Consider the following 21,920-nt stretch of genomic DNA (forward strand, 5'->3'; position numbering starts at 1 on the left):
CTCTTTTTTTATTTCTGCAGCGTCATTCGGCGCACCTGTCTTTGCACCTTTTCATCCACCGCCATCGGAGTGACTTCAAGATAAGCTTCAACCAGCTTGTCCTGAAGAACCATCAGGCGTTTCATGTTATCGGTATATACGATCTCCCCACGTATGACTTCATCAGGGGATGGCAATCGGGTATCATAAATCCCGCCTTTGTCCGGCCACGAAAGCACCAGATACTTTTCTTTGCCCTCTTCCTTTGTTTTAGGTTCTTTCACTTTGATTTTGCCAGCAAAGTCCAACCCCAAGGTCAGCTCCAGCGCCTGGGCATTTAAACCGGAAAGTGCCTTCTGATAGTGGGTTCTTAAACCCTCGACCGGAATACGCTGTCTGATCACGAAAGTAAGAAGGTTTTTGTTCAAAATTCTATTACGACGAACCGCGCATGCTAAGCTCTGATTGGGAGCATTGACTTCCGCGCATTCAGTCACTTCGCTCAAGGCACCAAACTGATCCGCCAGGCCCAGCATCAAAGGTTCTCCAACCATCAGGCTTTCCTGAGCAATCGCGGACTGAACCAGTGACAGCGCATTTTCAAGCCAATAGTGGGACCTTGCCCAGCTGATGTTATAGCGCTCTTTCAGAGTGTTGGCGTCTTTTTCGGCCGCCAGCCAATCCGCTTTGTCATAAGAAAGAATCGGATGAAGCACCAGCAGATTTTCCACATAGCGCTCAAGCCCCTCTGTTGAAATCAGATTGATCAGGTCATACTGTTCAACACCATGAACGGCTCCCTCACCGCGAACTGCATATTCAACTTTGCGTCTTAATGAATCCGCATTGACTGCCGGAAGATGCAAACCCGTGAACATCACAGAATATGGAATAATCTTGGTACTTTGAAGGGCCTCCACCAACGGCTGATAAACATCTTTATGGAAAGTCGCCAGCTCGTCATTGCGGAAATTTGCCACGAACTGAACCGGATTTTCATTGGCATTTTTACTGCCAAAAGCTTTGGTCATGCTTCGCTGGCAAGTTTCATAGTTGGATTCACCAGAAGAACGGGCAAATCGCACCAGTGCTCCCTTTTCCTGCAAAGAGGCTTTCAGAAGCTGCCTTGTGGCTTCAAATGTACGAACACTACCCAGGCGATAAAGCTGGGACTGTTCTGCGTTCATGCTGACTCCGTATTGAATCATCTTTTCGCAAGAGTTGATTTCCGCGTGAGTAAGCAGTCTTTGTGCCTCAATATTCTGAACGATGACGGATTTGATCTCTTCAATCTTTCGCATCTCTATCTTGTGATAAGATTCAACAACGACTGCAAGTTCCCGGATCATTTTCATGGTTTCAAGCTGAATTTCGATCATCTGCTTTTGCAGTTGTTTGATTTCGGCAAGCTCACGACGGATGGCCTTTAGATCAGCCGCCATTTCCGCCTGCATCGCTGCACCGGAAACCGCCCCCATCAGTGCCGGCCCCGGACCACCGGCCATCATACCCATTGCACCAATCAATCCGCCAGAGGCATAAGCGCTCATCACCGACTGAGTCAGATTCACCACCGAGGCCACAGTGCGGGCTGTATCGATAGCCTGCTGAACGCCCGGATCAATTTTAATTCCCAGAGTGACCGCTAATTTTTCAGTCGCATTCAATATCGTGTCCAGACGACCGGCCGCTGAAGCAGCGCTGTTTACAAAAGTTTCAATATTCTTATTGATGGCCTGTGGCTCACTCAATGGACCCTGGCCTTCTGCGGACTGCAGATTCCCGGTCAAAGCGTCGCTCATCAAACGCAAAGACTCCACACGGGTCTCATAGCGAAATTCAAGCTCCCATTTTCCTTTTTTGATTTCCTGAAGAATTGCTTCCATGGCGCCCTTGGCCGACTGCCAGTCTTCACCCATCTTCTGACGGCTGTCCTGGATCAGCTGAACCAGAGACGCGGCTTCACGCACCTTCGCGACCACATCGCCGACCTCACGGGCTTTCTTGATCAGCTCTTGGATGCTGGGTTGCTTTGCCAGATGATCCACCACGGCCCCGGCAACCAGTCCGATGACGATCAGCTTGGTATTGTCATCATTATGGAAATTGTAAGCGGCAAGAATTTTGTCGTAACGCTTCAGGATCTCAACTGTGTTTTCAATAGCTTCAGCACGAGGGCCCTTAACTGCAGCAGAAAGCTTTTTCTGATCTTCGGGACTTAGCTGCTGAATGTAGGCAGGCATCAGTTCAATTGCCACTTTCTGAGCTCTTTCAGAATAAGTTTTCAAAAGACTGTCCATAGCCTGATTCTGTTTTTGTATTTGCAGATTCAGATTGAAGTCATCACGAATACCCTTCGCACTAAAAGACATCTGGTTGTATCTGTAATTCAAAGTGAAATTCAGCACTGCTGGATCATTTCGGAATCCCAAAGTCTGCAACAGGTAAATGTTCTTGGCCATCTGACGGTCGCTTTCAAGCGCCGAAAGGACACTGTCGTCTACCGCAACACGCTTCAAGTAAGCTGCGCGGTCCTGCTCTGACAGATAGGGAATCAGCAATCCCGCCAATGCAGGATTGGGACTGTTTCCTGCGGCGATCTGTTCCCAGAATGGCAAGAACGAAGCGTCGCTAACATCACCCTGCGGTTTTTCTGTTCGGACGATTTCCCGAACCGTTTCTTTCTGAGGAGCACATGCCGACAAGGCCAGCACCGCACTTATTGTCATTGGAATGAATTTGTTTTTCACTTTACACCTCCAGAAAATTGATCGCGGGTGATGCAGGATGTCCCCTTATCGCCCATAGTAAGACAGAATTCACCCAAGGTACCCACACTTCCTTGTTGACCTTTAGAGCCGACGGCTCCGTTCGCACCATCTGCACCAGCCTTCGCTTTTCTGCAAAGAGGCGCAGAGGCTCCTGCCTGACCACCCAAACCTCCCGGCTGGCCTTTGCCGCCCTCACCACCCTCGCCTCCTTCACCAGGAACAAAGACGACTTCGTAGTCAAAGAACCTTGCTGATTGCAGCGTCAGATAAAGTGAACCGGAAGATCCCCCTTGGAAGCCATTGAAGCCGTCGGCACCGGCAACACCGTTTGTGCCGCGCTGACCGTCGGTGGGATGTTTGCTGCAACTTGGGCGTTCGCCGTCATAATCAGGTCCACGGGGAAAACCCGCGAAATATTCGCCCGCCGTGCCAGCGGCAGCTTGTGCCGGGCGCTCTTGAGTCGCATCAACACCTTTTTCACCACGAGAGCCACGATGCCCGCGCATTTGAATTTTTACGACGCCCGTGGCGTATTTCAGATTCAGGATCAAACGACCACCGCCCTGACCTGGAACTTTAACTGTATTGGACAGTTCCAAATCCTTGTCACTGAATGTCTGGATGTGCGCGATGGATCCACTGCGAAGTTCGGCGGCATCAATCTGCAGATCTCGGCCTTCAGTGATAAGCACAGCCCCTTCTTTAAGGACCAGAAAGCGAACTTCGATACGATTTGATTCGATTTTGAAATCAGAGATGCGAGCTGTCTCAGCAAGAACCCAGTCTTTTAAGACACGGACCTCTTTAACCAGTTGGCCGCGGTTAGTTTGAATGATGTACTTATAGTGCCAAGGGCGCAGGTCGCTGCGAGGACTGTTCACGTGGTCCACGACATCGACACCGCTGACGGGAACATTCACAGAATAGCCGGTGATCACATCCAGTCTTTCAACAGACTCGATACCGAAAGAGCTGTTGTCTTTGGTAATGCGAACGGTAATTGCAGATGGCTCTGAGTCGCGGTCCACAGACACGGTCACTGAAGCCTCGGAAGAAGCCTTGGGACCCGAGACCTGATCATCAATGGGGTTTTCGTTTGGGACAACCTGCTTGGGGGCCGCTTGTTTGTCAGAGTCAGAACCGGGCTGACAAGCGGCCAATGTGAGGACCAAGGGAAGGACGATAAAAAGTGTTTTCATGGTATCTCCTATTTTCGGAAGAAGGAGATATCAAGAGCCGCGCCAAGCGCAGAAACCCGTCAGATCAAATAAACACGCCGAAGACAGGCCCCGGCGTCCGGTCCGTCCCTGAATCTGGACGGACAATCTTGGATATTAGATTAAAATCAGTTGCAGCTTTTACCCCAAGTGTTGGCGGTTTTATCACCCACACCGATATGCAAAGAGGCGCTGCCATAGTGACCAATCGCACGCAGGCGTTTGGCTTTGCGCATTTTGCAAAGCTCACGGAAAGCGCGGTCCGCTTCGCTGTTGCTGGCAAAACGAACGTCGATGGAAGTTCCATACGGGTGACGACCGGCGGCTCCGCCCACGTTTTTGTTGTAGGGCTGAGGTCTCCACCAGTTGTAGATCTGACTGATTTTAAGGCCTTTGGCGGAAAGATCCTGAAGGATACGAACGCCTTCGATAGGGTACTTCCACGTGCCTTCATCCGGGTGAATCAGATTGTGCGCTTGAGACGAACCGTAGGTGCAACGGAATGTGTTCACACTGCGCGGGTTCGGACGAACCAGCTCATCACACCAGGAAGATCCATTGGTTTCCTTCGAGCATTTCGCCAGGAACTCTTCTTTTTTAGAAAGACCCAGGTTCACTTGTTTCTTCTGTGAAGTGGAGGCTTTCACACACCCCAAAGCCTGAATGTCTTCACTGATGGCTTCGCTAATATCATTGTGAATGTGGTCGGCGATATCGTGACTGTCTTCGGCCGTAGTGTCGGCAGTGTCCGTGATGTTCTGGGAATCGTTTTGTTCTGAAGAAGTGCTGGAGTAGTTTTGGAAGTCGTCCGATCCACCCTGGCATCCGATAAGAGGCAGGCCCAGAGCGACGATCATCGTGATAGCGTGGTTTTTCAATTTCATCTGATCTCCTTCATTGCGTTTTCGCAAGGAAGTGTCAGCCTACAATGCTTACATTTTTTTCATCTACACGACCGGGCGAGATCCAGAACAAAGGACAGGACAACACGAGGGATCTTTTATTAAAGACAGGACTAAAGGCAAACATTTGCGGAAAAACTGTTTATGGAGTGGAGGCATCCAGCGGGCCTGAAGCCCCGATGATGTAGAATTTCACCTGCTGGTTGTCGTCAAATACTTTCAATAACAAAGAATTTGTTCGAGGGATATGAGCATTGCCAAAGGGATGCATGGACTCCTTATCCCATAGAGGCGCCTGCAACATGCCATCAAGACTTGGCTGCTGTTCAGCCTGTGTCGGAAGCATCACTTCTGTGAAGTGCCCGCCGTCCAGATCTCGATACAAAATTCCAGCCAGCAGATTAGTGGCATCAACGAATCCGGCATTGATGACTTTCGTCCCCGCACAAAGATAGCCGTACACAAAATTTAAAGTATAAGGAGGGTAGATTTGCAGAATATTATTTTGAATATCAGAAAAATTCACCGGACTGACTGCAGAGCCGTAAACGGCTGAGAAGTCCACAAAGCTCAGATCTTTTTTAACCTCTGAGAGCTGTCCCCCACGAATAACCAGCAGGCCACGGGAAGAAGCCTTAAGATTTATCAAATAGTCCTGATATTCGGAATAAGTGATGCCATCGGACTGAATGGCCCCGATTCGGAATCGTCCCTGATCGGGACCACTGGTTGCCTGGGAAATAAAATAGATCCCGGAAGCTCCCTGAAGAACTTCGTGAATCTTTTCGTCTGAAATCTTGCTCATCGGGCCTTCCAGCTTCCAAAGATTCCACGACCAAGTCATATAATCCCAAGTCGTAGAGGTGGATATCGGGAACAACATGTATTTGTCACCATTCAGGCTATAAACGCGGGTGACAAACGGAGAATCACGTTGCTCACCCACCTGCACTTCTGCAGAGACTTTCTCAAGTGTCGGCACAATAGCGGTTGTATCTACCTTCCAAAGATACACTTTCATATCAACATCCAAACCGCGGAAGTAAACCGTGTTCCCGACCCAACGGAAGCTGCCGGCGTTCTGTAAGTTCGATGCCACAAGCGTGGTTGTCCCAGCTCGGCGCAGATAAAGGTTTTTCAACGACATTGAACTGATGTGATAAAGAAACTTGTCCTCTCGGACTGTTCCCATCACACCCGAATCCTCGTTATTCAGCACGGTGGCGGTTCCACCAGAAAGCATAATCGGTCGATCGGTGAACATACCGCCAAGTCTTGAGGGTGAACGCCCGGTGAAAATAAAATCCTGAGTTCCAGTCAGTGCCGCGCCAATACCGCTGAACATATAACCCCGAACACTGTCTCCGACCAAGCCCCATTCACGCTTCAGCAGCGGTTCAAACTGACTGCCATTATAGGATATCAACTGCACGGCAAATGAAGAGGTGCCTGGATGTTCCCACAGCCCCCCGGCGATTCTGACATGAAGATGGGCCGATGTCGCAATAAGGATTCGAGAATTACGAACCTCGATAATACGTGTGGAGCTTTCATTAAAGAATGCTCCGGGAATCTGGATGTATTTCAAGTTTCCGTTGTTATATTCAACCAAGTAAGGCTTTGCGAGGCTGGCCGTATGAATGTAGATGTCTGAGCCCTCTTTGTTCACATCCAAAGTGCGACGTACCGTGCGCGAAGGCATATTATAGTCGCCTTCAAAGATATAATCATCGGATGAGACACCACTGATAGCAGAGGTTCCACCGTCTGTACCGTCACTTCGATACAATTGAACTTTGCCGTCAGTACCCACACCAAGGAAGAACATTTCTCCTCCGCTTTCACGGATCGAGTGCGGCTGAAAGACATTGATTCCAGGATCATCGACAGCCAATGTGCTGGCGTTGATTCTTTTCAGAGAGGTCAGGCCTGTCACCTGATCAAACACCGGCAGGAAATAGTTATTGTTCACATAAGCATGCTGAACCCAGTCCAGACGCTGAATTTTGCCGGCAATATTACCACCGTACTCACGATCAATGAACGTGTCCACCAAAGTGCCCTTGGTAGTGGGTCCCGTAATGTTATAAAGATAGCGACCGCCATCAGTGCTTGAGATCAGCGCGGCATTCTGACCGGCAAGCACACTGGCATTTCCAATACTGGAAAGATTCGCCTCAAGTGTCGCAGTCTGAGTGGCCATGTTCACTTTCACGATACGTCCGTCCGTGAAACATGTGGTGGGTGGGCAATAAAAGAAGGTGCTGCCATTGATGCTCTGCACGTCGGCACCAAACTCAGGCCAGGGATCAAAATCGAAACCCAGACTTGTCACCGCATTATTAGTGGATGTTGCCACTTTGACGATTTGATGAGTTGCAATCCCACTCGGGTTCACATTGGCACGGAAGTAAAGGTCCCCATTGTAACTGATCGCCCCTGATAAAAGACGGGTCACGGACCCATCCACCGTCGGCGCCTGAACAACACCGGCAATGACCTGACGAAGAGATCCTGAACTGTCGACGATATAGGATTTTCCCGAAGCGTTGTATATTCTAAGAGCCGTCTGCCCCGTGTCCACGCAGTTTGCACCGTCCACATAGTAGAGTCGGCCATTCTGGGCATTCAGCGGCGCCACGCCGGAGTTCATAACAAAGTAGGCCCCTTGATTGCCATCCGGATAAATGCGGAATTCAAGTTTGTTTTGCACGTCGATATTCATTCCAGCACATTGCAAAGTATCCAGACTGAACGTGCTTTTATTAATCGAACGGATATAAGAACGCACTGTGCCCGCCGAAATCTCTTCGTCGGTCATAATCAGAACGTGAGTGGGAGTGGAGGCCAGATGATAGTGACTGATAACATTCAACCCCAAAGCCAGCTCACTTTTCATTGCACCAGAAATCTTCACAACTTTACGTCGCATATTATCTGTGCTTGACGGCTGAATGAAATAATAGCGTTCAGGAGAAATGCTGCCAAAGTGGCCAGTGATTTTACTTAAACTGGAAGGAAGATTTTGCTGAATGAATCCCGCATCGATAGATCCAAGTGGTACCGGCGTTGTGGGAATAGAAGTCCCCGGAGCTGGCTCCGTCACTGAGAATGGCATTTCGGTAAGGGTCGCATCCAACGAGCACCCCGCCAAAATCCAGGCAGTAAGAACTATCAAGACATTCAAAAACATTCCAGCACCTTGAAATAGTGTTCTAAATACCTATCGGCTGGCCCGAACGATCAACGAAGTCAAAACCAGAGGATTTCTTTAAGAAAATGTTCATTACCTCGTTTATGCGGAAAACAGGCTTCTTTTGGGGGTTCCTCTCAATTTGATACACATGTCTTTTAACACCGGATCAGGTCATCGCCCGACGAATAAAGTATAAAAGAAGATTCAAACACCAAGGAGTTTTCATGAAGCCACTGCTGTTGTGCTTGCTGTTGTTTTCTTCCACGAGTTTTGCCTTCGCCGAGGATCTGCCGGTGGTGGAGCAAGTGGACATCCCCCGCTATATGGGAAAGTGGCACGAGATCGCCTCGATCCCTCAATCTTTTCAAAAACAATGTGTCAGCAACACCACCGCCGAATATGAATTGCTGACCGACACCAACGAAGTAAAAGTTCTGAATTCATGTCAGACCATTAATGGCGATCGCAGCCAATCCGAAGGCCGTGGCAAAGTTGTGGATCCCACGACGAACGCCAAACTGAAGGTGACGTTCGTAAAAATTGGCGACCGCTGGATTTATATTTTCGGAGGCAAATATTGGATCATCCGTCTGGATGAAAATTATCAATTCGCCATCGTGGGACACCCCAGTCGCGATTACGGCTGGATTCTGTCACGCACTCCGGATCTGCCGGCAGCGACACTGAAGGATCTGACGATATTTCTGCAGGACAAGGGTTATGATCCGTGCAAGTTCCTGACAACACCTCAAGACGGAGGCCTTACCGAACAAAAGTCCCTTTGCCAGTTGTAGGCAGCAGGCTTTCAAGCTCGCGAATCAGATTCTGGTTGGCGAGCTCCCATTCGGGCTCTTCTTCATCCATCAAATCTTCAGCTAGCATGCGAAGCACAGAAAACAAAATCCAATCCGCCATTTCACCGGCCTGAACCGAAGTTTCCGGCCACAAATGCCGCCCCACGAACGCCCTGGTGGGCGCCAGTTTCGCGTGATCTTCCGTCATCAGATGCTGCCATTTCAAATCAGGATCGGCAGAAAAGTCGCGCATGCGGATATAGTTGTATTGAAAGTCATCAAGCCCGTCATGATAAAGCGCCTTCACCATCGCCCGACGATCATTGAAGTGATACACGGCCAGCACATCAGCGAAGAATTCAGAATAAGCCCCCATACGCGAACTGATATGTGAAAACTCGGGCGAATAGTAAAGCGCCGTGGAATCACCAACAAAGTGAACATCTGAAGCCCCCTTCAAGATCGCCAACTTGCGCGCCGAGAGATCATCCAGTTTCGCAAAAAGATTTCTGTATTCATCCCCGGAAGCTTTACGAAGAGCCTGATGAAAAATCGCATGCCCATATTCATGCGCGGCACTGACGTACAAATTTGAAAGCGGGACTTCATACGTGCGCCCGTACTTGCCATAGAAGACCATACGATAGGGCACCTGTACGATGAACCCATTGTCGAAACTGGCATTGTCTGAAGGGCCGCCAATCACAATGTTCACAGCAGCGGTGGATTGAAAGGTCTGCGCCATTTCATTGAAGATGTCCGAAAGATTCGCCGCCAGTTCACAGTCCTGGTGCTCAAGAAAGATCACTTCACGAACAACACCACTGACGCCTTTGCAGGAACCCACGGTGGCCGCTTGCGCCGGAGTGACAGAAGAAAGAAGAACGGAAACAAAAAAGCTCAACATGCCCCGAGAATATAGACACGTTGAGCTTGGTTCGAAATAGGTGTGGAAAGAATTACCCTATTTTACCTTAACTTTAATCTTGGCGTTGGTTTTGGAACGACAAGTGGACTCCATAGCAACGGTAGAGCATTCCATTTTTCCGCAGCTCAAGGTAAGGACACGGTTTTCTTTGTTCAGGTCTTTGGTTTCTGCTTTCCAGTCAGCGCAGGCTCTTTTCCAGTTCACGCGGGCTTCTTTCAGAAGTGGAGCCGCATCGCCCTCGATTTCGTCTTCGCTTTGGATGACTTCGAATTCGTTTTGGGTTTTAGAGCCTTTTTTGATTTCAATAGTGGTGTCGCCATCAGCCGGGATGTCTTTCACGCCGACAGATTGAGCAAAAGCAAAGGAGCTGATCAGGGACAGGGAAAGGATCAATTTCATCATAGGATTCACCTCAGGTAAGTTGAATAATCCTCGCGCAAGGAATGAGGAACAGCAAGCAACGACCCACCCCAACAATTCCCAGTTAACCCTCTCCCCCGGTCCCCATCCCCGGGGGAAAGGGGCAAAAGCCCCAGCCGGGACAAGGGGCAGCCGCCCCAGAAGGCGGCGCCAAAGGCCAGCCAGAAAAACCGCGGCGCCCGCAGGGCCAGCCAGAAGTCCCCCAAGCACCACCGCCCAGTTATCCCATTCCCCAGTATTTTCGATAGCTTCGGGTATTTCAGTTAGTTTGGGAGGGGAACCCCCGAAGGAGGGCCTCTGGCGGGGCCACGATGGCCCGAACCGGGGCAAAGCCCCGGCGCCAGCAGAGCCCGGACGGCGTGCCCGACGAAGCGGGGTTCCCCTCCCAAACTAACTGAAATGCGCGGCGAGTTATCGAATGTAATCCCCCCACCAATGGGATACATCCAGCGGTGGCCGGGTCCCATACAATAGCTTTCTTGACGAATCCCGCTAGGTCCGGAAGGAAGCAACGGCACTCGAGGGACTATGTGATATGGGGTGCTCGGCCACTTTTTTTCCTGTTTCATGATCTTGAGGGGTGGATTTTGTCTTATCAGGTGATTGCACGCAAATGGCGTCCCCAATCATTTACCGACGTTGTCGGGCAAAATCATATTACCCAAACGCTTTCCAATGCCCTTAAAAACGGTCGCTTGCCTCACGCCCTGCTTTTCACAGGTCCGCGTGGCACAGGAAAAACCTCTTCCGCTCGTATTCTTGCTAAAGCCCTTCGCTGCCCGAATGCCCAGAACTTCGTTCCATGTAACGACTGTTATTCGTGCAACGAAATCGCGGGCGGTTCCAGCATCGACGTGATCGAAATCGATGGAGCTTCCAACAACGGTGTGGATGCCATCCGTGAACTTCGTGACACTGTGGCTTTCATGCCTTCCAGTGGAAAATACAAAATCTATATCATCGACGAAGTGCACATGCTTTCCACCAGCGCCTTCAACGCCCTGTTGAAGACTTTGGAAGAGCCGCCGTCCCACGTGGTTTTCATCATGGCGACCACCGAAGTGCACAAAATCCCGCAGACGATTCTGTCGCGCTGTCAGCGTTTTGATTTCCGCCGTATCTCCACCCGCTCGATCACCGAGCGCCTGCAGCTGATCTGTGATCGCGAAGGCGTGACCGCGGATGACGAAGCCCTGTGGGTGGTGGCTCGTCAGGGTGACGGGTCCATGCGTGACTCGCAAAGTTTGCTGGATCAGGTGATCACTTTTGCAAACGGTCCTTTGACCCGCGCCAGTGTGGTTGAAATCCTGGGTCTGACGGACCGGGCTTTGCTTTTTGAAACTTTGAATGCCCTGATTGATCGCAACTCTCAGGCGATTTTGAAAGTGATTGAGAAAATCGCTGCGGCCGGTTTTGAGCCGCACTTGTATTCTCAGGATCTTTTGGAAATGATCCGCAACCTGCTTCTGATCAAGGTGTCTGAAGCGCAAGCCAGTCAGATTCTGGAAATGCCGGATTCTGAACTGCAGGCTTTGAGCGAAATGGCTCAACGTCTGCCGGAAGAGGACATTCACATGCTCTTCGACATGGCTTTGAAGGGTGGTTCGGATATTCCGCGTGCTCAGGATCCTCGCATTGTGCTTGAAGTGACTTTGCTGCGCATGGCTTCGGCTCCAAAACTTGTGGACCTGAAGACGTTGTTGCAAGGCGGATCTGTTCCCACTCACAGCGCAGGTGGGGCCAGGCCCTACGTTCCGCCGGTAAGCCTTCCAGTCAAAGGACATGATCGCATCGAAGAATCCCAGAAGGTTCTTGATGGCCCGACAGGTCTTGAGGCGATGAAGGCTGCATTGAATAAAGCTTCTTCTGCCGCATCTTCTTTGAAATCCAACCCAGCTCCTGCGGCAAAGCCGGCAGCGACCGCTCAGGCACAGACTCAGGCTCCTGTGGCTGCAGCTGCGCCTGCGACTCAAGCAGCTCCGGTTGTTGAAAACAAACCGAAAATTGCCTCTGGTTCGAATTCCAAAGAGCGCTGGGTGAACTTTGTTGAACTGCTTCGTCAGGACGACGCTTTGTTCGCCGCAAAAGTGGAAAATTTACTGTTTGTTAAGGAAGAGGGAAAGCTGATCAGCCTTGGCGTTCCTGTGAAATTGGCCTTCCTGAAAGACCAAATGGCTGACGCCCAAGTGCGCAAAAAACTACAGGGATTTATTGATTCGTACTGGGGTGCTGGGTATTCTTTTGAGGTATTGATGAGTCGTGATCAGGTCGGCGAATCCGCCCAAGCCATCCAGCAGAAAAAAGTGCAGATGGCCGAAGAGGATCTGCGCAACAAGATCATCGAAAACCCCATGGTTAAAGCCGCTCAAACCGTGTTCAAGGGACAGATCAAGTCCATCGTTGAACTGAACAAGCGCGGCCACTAAAAAAGGAGATTTTATGAAGGGTATGCCCGGCGGAATGGCCCAGCTGATGAAGCAAGCCAACCAAATGCAGATGAAAATGAAGAAAGCCCAGGAAGAACTTGCAAAAGTTGAGTACGAAGCTTCTTCCGGTGGCGGCGCTGTAAAAGTAAAAGTGAACGGCGACCACTTGATCACTGCATTGACCATCGACCCTGAAGTTTTGAAAGCTGGCGATGTTGAGATGCTTCAGGACATGATCCTGTCTGCAACCAACGAAGCAGTTAAAACAGCCCGTGATACTTCCGCTAAAGAAATGGAAAAAATCACTGGCGGTCTAAATATCCCAGGAATGTTCTAGGGGCAACAGCCCACAGTGCTGAGGGCGCCACAGGCGTCCGAAGCTGGAGTAGTAAGTGTTACATATTTCTGCCCTTGAAAAATTAGTCCACGAGTTGAGCCGTCTGCCTGGTATCGGGCCGAAGACTGCTCAGCGTCTGGCTTATTACATTCTGCGTACCGGGAACGAATACCCGGAACGTTTGAGTGAGGCGCTTTTGCGCGTCAAGGCTGAAGTTCACGACTGCCCAACCTGCTTCAACTACACTGACACGGATATCTGCCGCTATTGTGAGGATTCTCACCGTTCGGATGAATCCATCTGTGTGGTTGAAGAGCCCTCCGACATCATGAGAATTGAATCTTCAGGCGCGTTCCGTGGCCGCTACCATGTTTTGCATGGAGCGATTTCTCCGCTGGAAGGCATCGGCCCTAAAGAATTGAAAATCAAAGAGCTGATCGACCGTGTTGATGACGGTTTGAACGGCACCAGCCCGGTTATCAAGGAAATCATCCTTGCATTGGATGCGGACCTTGAGGGCGACACCACCATTTTATACCTGGCAAAGCAGCTGCAGGGCAAAGGCTTGAAACTTTCTCGCATTGCCCATGGAGTTCCTATTGGCAGCGACATCGATTTCGTAGATGATAGAACGATGGGTCGCGCCCTGCAAAACCGCGTGGAGCTGTAATGTCCTTTATTAACTACAATGCCAAAGAAATTCACTGCAAAGTCGTGTACTACGGCCCATCCCTGGGCGGTAAAACCACGAACATCCAGTGGGTTTACCAGAAAACAGCCGAGGATCAAAAATCCAAGCTGGTGGCATTGAATACGGACATCGAGCGCACCCTGTTCTTTGACTTCCTCCCATTAAATGTTGGCGACATCCGTGGATTTAAAACCCGTTTCCACCTTTACACTGTTCCAGGTCAGGTGGTTTACGATGCTTCCCGCAAGCTGATCCTGAAAGGATTGGATGGCGTGATCTTCGTGGCGGACTCCCAGATTGAACGTATGGACGAAAACTTAGAGTCCCTGCGCAATCTGGAACGCAATCTGGAGCAACAAGGCTACGACATCCGCGAAATCCCGCTGATCATGCAGTACAACAAGCGTGATTTGCCGAACGTGGCGTCCCTGGCAGAGCTTAGAAGTGCTCTGAACCCTTATAACGCCCCTGAAATCGAAGGCTGCGCTTCTGAAGGCCGTGGCGTCTTTGAATCGCTTAAAACCGTTTCTAAATCCATTATCAACGTTCTTAAAGGCGGCACCACTCTGTAAACCTTGGCCGTCATGGCTGGGCTTTTGTGGGGTTGCATTTCGTTCTCTTCGTGCTATATGAGGCCCATCTGTATTCATTTGGGTTACAATAGGCCCGAGGTAGATATGTCTTATGATATTGCTGCTGATATTCAGCGCCTGAAAAAAGAAAAAAACGCCGTCATTCTGGCTCACTATTATGAAGATGGTGATATCCAGGACATCGCCGACTATGTCGGTGACAGCTTCTATCTGGCCAAGATGGGCCAACAGGTACAGCAAGACACCATCCTGCTTGCCGGCGTTGTGTTCATGGCCGAAAGCGTGAAGATCCTAAATCCCACCAAGACAGTTCTGGTTCCGGACATGGAAGCCAGCTGTTCTCTTGTTAAAGGCGCGCCTTACGATCAGTACCTGGCGTGGCGCCGTCAGCACCCGGACGGGATTGCGGTGACCTACATTAATTCCAGCGCGGAAGTGAAATCCATTTCTGATGTGATCATCACTTCTTCCAATGCTCAGCAGATCGTTGAATCCATTCCGAAAGACCGCAAGATTTTGTTCGGACCGGATCAGCACCTGGGTCGCTGGTTGATGAAAAAACTAAATCGTGAGTTTGTGCTGTGGCCAGGGGCGTGCGAAGTGCACGTGCTGTTCAATGCCCGCAAACTTCACGAACTGATCGCCCAACACCCGGATGCGGTGGTGATTGCGCACCCTGAGTGCGATGAATCCGTGTTGCAGTATGCTTCTGTGGCAGGCTCCACTTCCCGTTTGCTGGAAGAGGTTCAGAAAAACCCGGCGAAGAAATTCATCGTGGCCACTGAAACTGGTATTTTCCACCAGATGCAAAAACTTCGTCCGGACGTGACGCTGATTCAAGCGCCGGTTCTGGATGCCGGCTGTTCTTGCAACAACTGCCCATACATGAAGATGAACAACATGGAAAAAATCAAACACGCTTTGGAAACATTCCAGCCGCAAGTGGGCCTGGATGAGGCATTGCGCCTGAAAGCCAAGGTGTCTTTGGATCGCATGATGGACATCACCAGCGGCAAACCTGTCAGCTGGCCTGCGGAATTCACGGTTTAATCCTTTATGGACTCTTTGGTTCTTTCCGAACAACTGACAGAGTCCGCGCGAAAGCTTCTTCAGTCTCCGGGTTTGCAAATTCATGCCCGCCCGGAATGGGGAAGCCACAATCCCGCACATCGCGAACTGATCCGTGCGGAAATTCAAAAGCTGCTTCCTGAAAACTGGCACTCTTCCACTTCCCACACGGAAGGCTTGGGTGTCATCATGCTTTCGGCTTCGCCAATTGGTGTGGATGTCGAAGTCACCGTGCGTGTGACTGACAAAACCGTGTCCCGCGTGTCGTCACAAGAAGAACTGACCGAGGCGCCAAGTGCTGCGGCCTTGTGGTGTGCGAAAGAGGCGTGTTTTAAGGCGCTTCGTTCGTATGATCAGCCGTCGGTGATCTCTAAAATTTCTATAGGGTCGTGGGAAAATATAGATTCTCAGACTGAGACATTCCGTCTTTCAAACCCTGAAACGTTTAATTCCTCCTCTGAAAACAGGGGTGTGATGATGAAAATTTCCACCTGGAGTTTGGCCTTTTTTATTTTTCCCTCTTAACTTTGGTCGAGTCCTGCCGAAGAGTTTATTAACCGACGCTAATGCAGTTTGTTTTTAAGGTAGGTGAAAAATGGGAAGTTCAAAATACAACCGCAGAGTGGCTCCAAGGACCGAAGTCTCTCCCATTCATATTTCGTATCTCACTTCACTGGATGACTTTGCAAAGATCGCAAAGAACAGTGAGATTGTCGAAGCCTCTTCCACCGGACTTTTGCTTCTGGTGAAGCGCGAGGATCTGATTCCATCAGCCCTGCGCAAGACGCTGACGCTGGATTGCCTGATTGGCGACCGGGTGTTCATGCATCTGGAAGAAATGAATCTTGAAATCTCGGGCGTAATTACGCGCACGCAGCTTCTGGGCAAGAAGGGTTTCTATGTGGCTGTGGACTACAGCGACGAGGCTCCGGAATACTGGCGTGAGTGCCTGATGGATCTCTTGCCCCGTCCGGGCGAGCTTGATTAAAACACCACGAAAACCACCAGTCGCGGGGTCGAAAGATCCCGCGATTTTTTTGCAATCTTTTCAGCCAAATGCCATTTGATTGGCCGGTCCCTTAAACGCCCTTTAAGATCCCGCCCATGAAACTTTGGCTGTTCACCCTGACATTCCTGGCAGTGCTGGCTCCGTCCCACGTGGCGGTTCAGCGCGTGTTGTGCCCGGCTCTTTTGCCGGTCAATGCCAGCGCCTCTGTCAGCGAAGGACTTTCCGAAGATCAGCTGAATCAGCTGCTGGCGCTTTTCCAAAAGTCTTATCCCGATATCGATTTTCAATCCAGCTGGTACAACGACACCATCAATGCCCAGGCTTTGCGTTTTGACGAGTCAAAACTGATCATCGTCTATGGCGGTTTGGTGCGTGAATCCACCACCACGCCTGACAGCTTGGCGTTGATGATCTGCCATGAGGTCGGTCACCACAAGGGGGGCGCGCCTTATTTCAGAGATGCCGATGGCCGGGACACCTGGGCTTCGGCTGAGGGCGCTGCGGATTATTATTCCATTCGTGGCTGCTTCACGCGCATTGCCTCGATGATGAAGACCCCGGCAGCGCGCCTGTCGGAACGCGATGAAGCCTTGCTGGAACAAACCTGTGCTAATTCCGCAAAGCCCACCGTGTGCCGTCGCGCCTTGCAGTCCGGCGCCCTGATGGCGAAATTGCAGTGGAATGTCTTTCCCAACAATCAGCCCGTTCCCGCTCTGGATGCCGAAGACAGCAATGTTCCGGCGACCACCTTGCTGGGATATCCAAGCCCGCAATGCCGCTTGGATACTTTCCGCGCCAGCGCTTTGCTGCAAGAACGCCCGTCTTGCTGGTACCGCCCTCTTTAAGGCATCAGGTGTCTTATATTTTGACAGCTCCGTTTCTTCAGATCGAAGCAGGATTATTTTAAACAGGTACAGGCCTTGCTTTAGAGAAGAACTCGAATCAACCAAGGAGTCTGTTCCATGAAGATCGCCGCCACATCCCTGCTGTTTTGCTCTTTGCTTCTAAGTGCCCTTTCCGCCTCGGCGGGCATGACCAGCGGGACCATCGGGGTAAGCCTGACCATCGTGGAGGCCGGCCGTCTTTCCTCAGACGTCACCAGCGAATCTTCCCAGCTTCGTGATATCAAAGCCCTCAGCATTCTGACGGAAGCCAAAGATGGCGCGGTGGTGGATGTGTACATCAATCGCCAACTGATCACTTCCGTGCGCTCACAAAAAGGTGTCGTGAACTTTGAGCTGAATTGGACATCCGAAGACAAAATGAATCTGGAACTGCGATCCGGCGGCAAGGTGCTTGAGCCGTTGCAGACTGCCTATATCACCCCAAGCACGACGATGGTTCCGAAGATGTCGACCCAAGCGTATCAGCGCCAGGTGCAGGTCACCAACGACGATGGAACTTTAAGCACCAAGACCATTGAAGTGAAGACCGTGGTGGTTGAATACTAAGTGGTTATTGGAAATTAGAAATTGATTTAGGAATGAAATAAAAAACCCCGCTTTGTTGGCGGGGTTTTTCTTTTTATAGATCTGAGAATTGTGGCAATCCGATTTCTGAAACCAGCACTACTGAATAGTGTGGAGGCAGGAACCAGCTCAGGGCTTCGGCGATGCCCTGGTGCTCTTTGGTTGGGGGATTACCCAACGCTTCCAAAGAGAAAGCCAGATCGTAGTGTTTGCGGTCCTGGCTCATCACCAGAATGCGTGGGCGCAGAACACCCTGATCGCGGAAGAATTCTTTCAGAATATTGCGAACGTACTGAGGCAGATAGTGTGGTGCCGGCGGACCTGCGTGCAGACCCTGACCTTTTTCCATTTCCACGGTGCCTACCGGAGACTGAGCAGCCTCTTGATAGAAACGGCCGGTTTCTTTGAAGCTCCAAAGCATGCCGTAAGTGAAAACATAGTCAGGATAAGACTTCATCGGATTCACAACCAGGCCCACACCTTTGGTGGCGGCCCATTGCATGATTTTGTTTGCGGGCTCTGTCGCTTCCGCACCGGTTTCAACCAGCAGATAAGGCCAGCCGTCCGGTCCTTGTTGAGGGACTTCGTGGATCAGCTTAACGTTGCCTTGAGTGACCGCCATGAAAAAGTCGATCTCCCACTGATGGTCACGTTGTTCATCGGGGGTGTTTACGATTTCAATCAGGTTCATAGCTTGCTCCTAAAATACAAAAAGGCCGGGGAAACCCAGCCTTTTTATGCCCCTTTCGGGGCGAGGTCAAGACGCCGCCCTATTGCGAGGGGCGTTCTAGTACTCTTCCACGATCACGATTGTTTTATAACCGCTTTCATAGCGAACTTTGCCGTTCTGGTCGTACTTAGGCTGACCAGTGCGAGTATCCAGCACTGGAACAATGCCACGGTCCGCTGCAGTCACAGCACGATGGATGGTTTGAATCTGGTTTTTATGAACGCGAACACAGCCAGAGGAAGCGCGTTTACCCAACATCGCCTCGCCCGCCGCTTCACCGCCGGAAAGATCCGGTGGCACCTGGTGAACTGCCAGACCGCGGGTTTCATTGAAGAACATCGCAAATGGCATGTGGAATTTGGATTCACCAGAACGGTAGTTGTAACCGTGAACACGTTTGATGGTGTAGAAACCACGAGTGGTGTGTCTCCAGTGAGAGGACGTCGCCCCTTTGAAGATCTTGTTCACAACACCACGAACTGCGCTGATGTATTCAAGGTCTTCACGGCCCGTGGAAACGTATGTGGAAAGCATCAACTGACGGTTCGTGTACAGGCGCAAAGTCTGGGCCTGGGAACCGGAAGCGGCTTTATTGATCACAATCACGTTTGTGTACTGGTTCAGGTAAGTTTCGCCGCGCAGGTAAGCCTGCTCATTGAACAGACGACCACGAGGAGCTTCGTAAGAGTCCTCTACCATCATACGGCGCTCTAGTTCAGAACGGGATTGAGCAAATGTATTAAAGGATGCCAAAGTCGCAACCAGCAGAACACCAAAGACAGTCAGCAGACGATTCATGATCACTCCTCTTAGAAAATAATTCCGCCCCAAGGACAAAATTCGTCGTTTCAAGATGGAGAGCTATCTAGCAGAAAGATTACACAGCCCGTACAAAAATTGTGCATTGTGTAACAATTGTGTATTCAAGAATTTTGTTCAAGCAAAGGAGTGCTAAATAAATTGCGGCAGATTTTGGGCATAAAAAAACCACCTTGGCGGTGGTTGATTTAAACTTCTTGGAAGAAGTTTGGTAGGGAGTACAGGATTCGAACCTGCGACATCCACCTTGTAAGGGTGGCGCTCTACCAACTGAGCTAACTCCCTATTGGTATCGAGAGGACCATTTCTAGCAACGGTCCGTCCCTTAATCAATATCTTTTTTTAATAATCCCTATTTTTTTAGGGTCTTCAGGTCATCCATGCAGGTTTTCTGGGTCAAAGTCGCTGAAATCTTCATAATTTGCATATGAATCAGTTCCTCAGTCCCACGCTGCTCCAGCGCTCCGAAGGAAAGAAGCATCACAGCCTCCGTCGGCAGGTTCCCGCGCAACGGTGGAAGTGGAGAGTCTTTCTGATCAAATGCCGTCAGCTGAACACGGAAGGTTGTTCCGCCCTTGCTGGTCATCTGAGAAAGAACCTTTTTGTTTCTTTCAATACCCACACCCGTCGCGATCACACGGCAAGTTTCACCATCAAACTGCTTCACCTGAAGCTGGCGCACACCGGTGGATTTTTGACGAACCACTTTCAGTGCGAAGTAAGATGTGAATTCACCCTGCTGGGCTTTCCAAAGACCCTGGATGTCCTGCCATGGGAATGGCTGCGCCAGGTGCATTGGCCATGGTACCCAGCGGTCATCGCTGGCTGGCATGATGTGTTCTTCGTCCTTTGCAAACGCTGTTGCAGAGAATGTCAGTCCCGATAGAGTCACCAAAGTTGCGATCAAAATTTTGCTCAACATGAATCCCCCTTAGTGCTCGAAATGAACTCGAGCCGCTTTATTCATGTAATATCCGTTTTTGGCTCTAAAGATATATTTAGGTTTTTCGTAATCCGGTTCAATCAGTTTACGCAGACGTTTGATGGTCACGTAAATCTTATTGTCGTGGATGGCAGGATCATAAGGCTGCTTCCATACATTCTCAACCAGGAATTCTTTGGAATAAATCTGACCCTGGTTCTGAACGAACAGGCGCAGAAGATCCAATAATATAAACTGGTTTTTGAAATCAATGCGGCCCAGTTTCTTTTCGATCACAGAGTGATTTGCCTCATCAAAGATAAGGTCGAAATTGCTCTGAGTTTCGCCACCGATTTTTTCGGCAAGGTTTTTCACCATGCGCGCCAGACGTTTGTGGTTTTCAGTGTCCACAGATCTTTGCGCCAAAGTGATGTAAGTGCGGGCCATGTCCTTGTCGCCGATTTCGAAATACGTGTCCGCCAGGGCGCCCATCAGATAGTTGGACATAACCACGTTGCGGGTTTCACGAACGATATCGTAGGCCTTCCACAGAACCTCGATCGCCTCGTCGTATTTTTTCATCTGCTTCAGGATATCCGCATTCAGGAAAAGAGAAGACGCCTGAAGATCCGGCATCTGATAAACCTGGAAGAAGACCTGAAGATTGTAGATCTCTTTCAACGCATCAGAATAGCGAGCCGAAGACGGATGAGAGTACACCATCGCAAGACCGAAGATGGCGTGACAGATGTCTTCCTTGTTGTCAGAAGCAAGTGCGATAGCCAGGGCCTTTTGGAGATAGTCCATGGCTGTGTCGATTTGACCCTTGTAAGACGCGCACACCGCGAGCGTGTAGTACGTCTTGGAATTCAGTTCGAAGCCCTCTTTCAGAACCAAATCCTGCAGTTTTTCTTTTGTCAGATTTACTTCTTCAAATTGCTCACGCTCTGCAAAGATACGCAGAAGCAAATTGATGCACTTCAAGTATTGAGAGAAATTCTTCTCGGCAAAGAAAGCTTTCGTCGCTTCCTGAAGATTGTCCACGGCAGGCGTGAACTCTCCCCGGTCGTAGTAAAGCTTGCCGAGCTCGAAAGCACGATCAGTAGGGCTCATAAGGTCTTAAAACTCCAAAACAAAAAACAAATTACTCGCGAGGGACAGGTTTTTACAGATTGTCAGGAATACGTCAATGTAAGACGCGGACAGTTGCTGAAAATTTGAGCATAGTGAGAATTGATTTCAGGAATGTAATGCGCCGGTAATGAAACCAGCTACATTATTGCGGCGTGTGAGGTGAAGAAATCGCTAGGAGAGCGCTTTTCAGCGCTTCTGGAACTTCTTCCACTCCTGCTCTGACATCAAGCTGACGCTTTCGGTGTTGGGATCAAACACGATGCGCACGTGCCCTTTGTCGATCTGCTTTTGCACCTGCTGCATCTTGGTTTCGTAAGATATTTCATTCACACCATAGTCGGTGCCTTCGCGCTGAATAAAGTTATCAATCACTCCCCGCAGGGCCTGTTCGCTTAAGGCTTCTTTGGGGATTTCAATAGGGGCGGCGTTTTCCGGACTGTTGTCGCTCATAACACATCCTTTACCACGACCCACCCAAGGGCTGGCAGAAAAAATGAGTAACCCTTTCAGGCGAA

21 protein-coding genes, 1 tRNA gene and 1 other RNA gene are annotated in these 21,920 nt (G+C 50.2%); 11 read left to right on the forward strand and 12 right to left on the reverse strand.

Annotated elements, in window-relative coordinates; translation table 11 throughout:
* Nucleotides 1-8 precede the first annotated feature (8 nt).
* The 4 genes from BDT_RS18060 to BDT_RS18075 all read right to left on the reverse strand — a co-directional run bounded on the left by BDT_RS18060 (nucleotide 9) and on the right by BDT_RS18075 (nucleotide 8,062).
* Entirely contained in the window at nucleotides 9-2,729 is a 2,721-nt protein-coding gene (locus tag BDT_RS18060; RefSeq protein WP_015092691.1) for a hypothetical protein, read from the reverse strand.
* Entirely contained in the window at nucleotides 2,726-3,949 is a 1,224-nt protein-coding gene (locus BDT_RS18065; RefSeq protein WP_080602450.1) for a hypothetical protein, read from the reverse strand. The genes BDT_RS18060 and BDT_RS18065 overlap by 4 nt, the downstream gene beginning before the upstream one ends.
* A gap of 146 nt (nucleotides 3,950-4,095) precedes the next feature.
* Nucleotides 4,096-4,851: a hypothetical protein gene (locus BDT_RS18070; protein ID WP_015092693.1), complete on the reverse strand. Its 756-nt coding sequence runs from the start codon at nucleotides 4,849-4,851 to the stop codon at nucleotides 4,096-4,098.
* 160 nt (nucleotides 4,852-5,011) lie between these two features.
* The gene (locus BDT_RS18075; RefSeq protein ID WP_041578095.1) at nucleotides 5,012-8,062 is read right to left on the reverse strand and encodes a hypothetical protein; all 3,051 of its coding nucleotides are present in this window, start codon (nucleotides 8,060-8,062) and stop codon (nucleotides 5,012-5,014) included.
* A 227-nt stretch (nucleotides 8,063-8,289) separates the two neighbouring features.
* Between BDT_RS18075 and BDT_RS18080 the strand changes: the two genes are divergently transcribed.
* A complete protein-coding gene (locus BDT_RS18080) occupies nucleotides 8,290-8,859 on the forward strand; it encodes a lipocalin family protein (protein ID WP_015092695.1) in 570 nt (189 codons plus the stop codon).
* Here the strand turns inward: BDT_RS18080 and BDT_RS18085 are convergent.
* Together BDT_RS18085 and BDT_RS18090 are read right to left on the reverse strand one after the other, a co-directional pair.
* Entirely contained in the window at nucleotides 8,828-9,766 is a 939-nt protein-coding gene (locus tag BDT_RS18085) for a hypothetical protein (protein WP_015092696.1), read from the reverse strand. The genes BDT_RS18080 and BDT_RS18085 overlap by 32 nt on opposite strands.
* A gap of 57 nt (nucleotides 9,767-9,823) precedes the next feature.
* Complete coding sequence (locus tag BDT_RS18090) at nucleotides 9,824-10,189, reverse strand: hypothetical protein (RefSeq protein WP_015092697.1); 366 nt, start codon at nucleotides 10,187-10,189, stop codon at nucleotides 9,824-9,826.
* A gap of 472 nt (nucleotides 10,190-10,661) precedes the next feature.
* On the opposite strand from BDT_RS18090, the gene ffs reads away from it, so the two are divergent.
* From ffs to BDT_RS18135, 10 genes are all read left to right on the forward strand, one after another.
* Nucleotides 10,662-10,760: signal recognition particle sRNA small type (gene ffs / locus BDT_RS19125), an RNA gene on the forward strand.
* A gap of 34 nt (nucleotides 10,761-10,794) precedes the next feature.
* The gene (dnaX, locus tag BDT_RS18095) at nucleotides 10,795-12,633 is read left to right on the forward strand and encodes a DNA polymerase III subunit gamma/tau (protein ID WP_015092698.1); all 1,839 of its coding nucleotides are present in this window, start codon (nucleotides 10,795-10,797) and stop codon (nucleotides 12,631-12,633) included.
* A gap of 13 nt (nucleotides 12,634-12,646) precedes the next feature.
* Nucleotides 12,647-12,970 carry a YbaB/EbfC family nucleoid-associated protein gene (locus BDT_RS18100; protein ID WP_041578097.1) on the forward strand — a complete coding sequence of 108 codons (324 nt, stop codon included), beginning with the start codon at nucleotides 12,647-12,649 and terminating at the stop codon, nucleotides 12,968-12,970.
* 55 nt (nucleotides 12,971-13,025) lie between these two features.
* Nucleotides 13,026-13,640 (forward strand): recombination mediator RecR, encoded by a 615-nt coding sequence (gene recR / locus BDT_RS18105; protein WP_041578098.1) that lies wholly within the window; start codon nucleotides 13,026-13,028, stop codon nucleotides 13,638-13,640.
* Entirely contained in the window at nucleotides 13,640-14,233 is a 594-nt protein-coding gene (gene mglA, locus BDT_RS18110; protein ID WP_011166041.1) for a GTPase MglA, read from the forward strand. The genes recR and mglA overlap by 1 nt, the downstream gene beginning before the upstream one ends.
* 105 nt (nucleotides 14,234-14,338) lie before the next feature.
* On the forward strand, nucleotides 14,339-15,304 hold the full coding sequence (gene nadA / locus BDT_RS18115) for a quinolinate synthase NadA (protein ID WP_011166042.1): 966 nt from the start codon (nucleotides 14,339-14,341) through the stop codon (nucleotides 15,302-15,304).
* Nucleotides 15,305-15,310: 6 nt separating this feature from the next.
* The gene (locus tag BDT_RS18120) at nucleotides 15,311-15,847 is read left to right on the forward strand and encodes a 4'-phosphopantetheinyl transferase superfamily protein (RefSeq protein WP_015092701.1); all 537 of its coding nucleotides are present in this window, start codon (nucleotides 15,311-15,313) and stop codon (nucleotides 15,845-15,847) included.
* 70 nt (nucleotides 15,848-15,917) lie between these two features.
* Nucleotides 15,918-16,310 (forward strand): hypothetical protein, encoded by a 393-nt coding sequence (locus BDT_RS18125; RefSeq protein ID WP_011166044.1) that lies wholly within the window; start codon nucleotides 15,918-15,920, stop codon nucleotides 16,308-16,310.
* Between the two features lie 116 nt (nucleotides 16,311-16,426).
* Nucleotides 16,427-17,176 carry a hypothetical protein gene (locus tag BDT_RS18130; protein ID WP_015092702.1) on the forward strand — a complete coding sequence of 250 codons (750 nt, stop codon included), beginning with the start codon at nucleotides 16,427-16,429 and terminating at the stop codon, nucleotides 17,174-17,176.
* A 117-nt stretch (nucleotides 17,177-17,293) separates the two neighbouring features.
* Nucleotides 17,294-17,782, forward strand: coding sequence for a hypothetical protein (locus tag BDT_RS18135; RefSeq protein WP_015092703.1), 489 nt, complete (start codon nucleotides 17,294-17,296; stop codon nucleotides 17,780-17,782).
* Between the two features lie 73 nt (nucleotides 17,783-17,855).
* Here the strand turns inward: BDT_RS18135 and BDT_RS18140 are convergent, their stop codons facing one another.
* From BDT_RS18140 to BDT_RS18165, 6 genes are all read right to left on the reverse strand, one after another.
* Nucleotides 17,856-18,491 (reverse strand): hypothetical protein, encoded by a 636-nt coding sequence (locus BDT_RS18140; protein ID WP_015092704.1) that lies wholly within the window; start codon nucleotides 18,489-18,491, stop codon nucleotides 17,856-17,858.
* 96 nt (nucleotides 18,492-18,587) lie between these two features.
* Nucleotides 18,588-19,328 (reverse strand): L,D-transpeptidase, encoded by a 741-nt coding sequence (locus BDT_RS18145; RefSeq protein ID WP_235046195.1) that lies wholly within the window; start codon nucleotides 19,326-19,328, stop codon nucleotides 18,588-18,590.
* A 230-nt stretch (nucleotides 19,329-19,558) separates the two neighbouring features.
* Nucleotides 19,559-19,634, reverse strand: a tRNA-Val gene (locus tag BDT_RS18150).
* A 67-nt stretch (nucleotides 19,635-19,701) separates the two neighbouring features.
* The gene (locus BDT_RS18155; RefSeq protein WP_015092706.1) at nucleotides 19,702-20,271 is read right to left on the reverse strand and encodes a hypothetical protein; all 570 of its coding nucleotides are present in this window, start codon (nucleotides 20,269-20,271) and stop codon (nucleotides 19,702-19,704) included.
* A 9-nt stretch (nucleotides 20,272-20,280) separates the two neighbouring features.
* Complete coding sequence (locus tag BDT_RS18160; protein ID WP_011166050.1) at nucleotides 20,281-21,384, reverse strand: winged helix-turn-helix domain-containing protein; 1,104 nt, start codon at nucleotides 21,382-21,384, stop codon at nucleotides 20,281-20,283.
* A 207-nt stretch (nucleotides 21,385-21,591) separates the two neighbouring features.
* A complete protein-coding gene (locus BDT_RS18165) occupies nucleotides 21,592-21,855 on the reverse strand; it encodes a YheU family protein (RefSeq protein WP_015092708.1) in 264 nt (87 codons plus the stop codon).
* Nucleotides 21,856-21,920 lie beyond the last annotated feature (65 nt).

This window comes from Bdellovibrio bacteriovorus str. Tiberius (assembly GCF_000317895.1).
GTDB lineage: Bacteria > Bdellovibrionota > Bdellovibrionia > Bdellovibrionales > Bdellovibrionaceae > Bdellovibrio > Bdellovibrio bacteriovorus_F.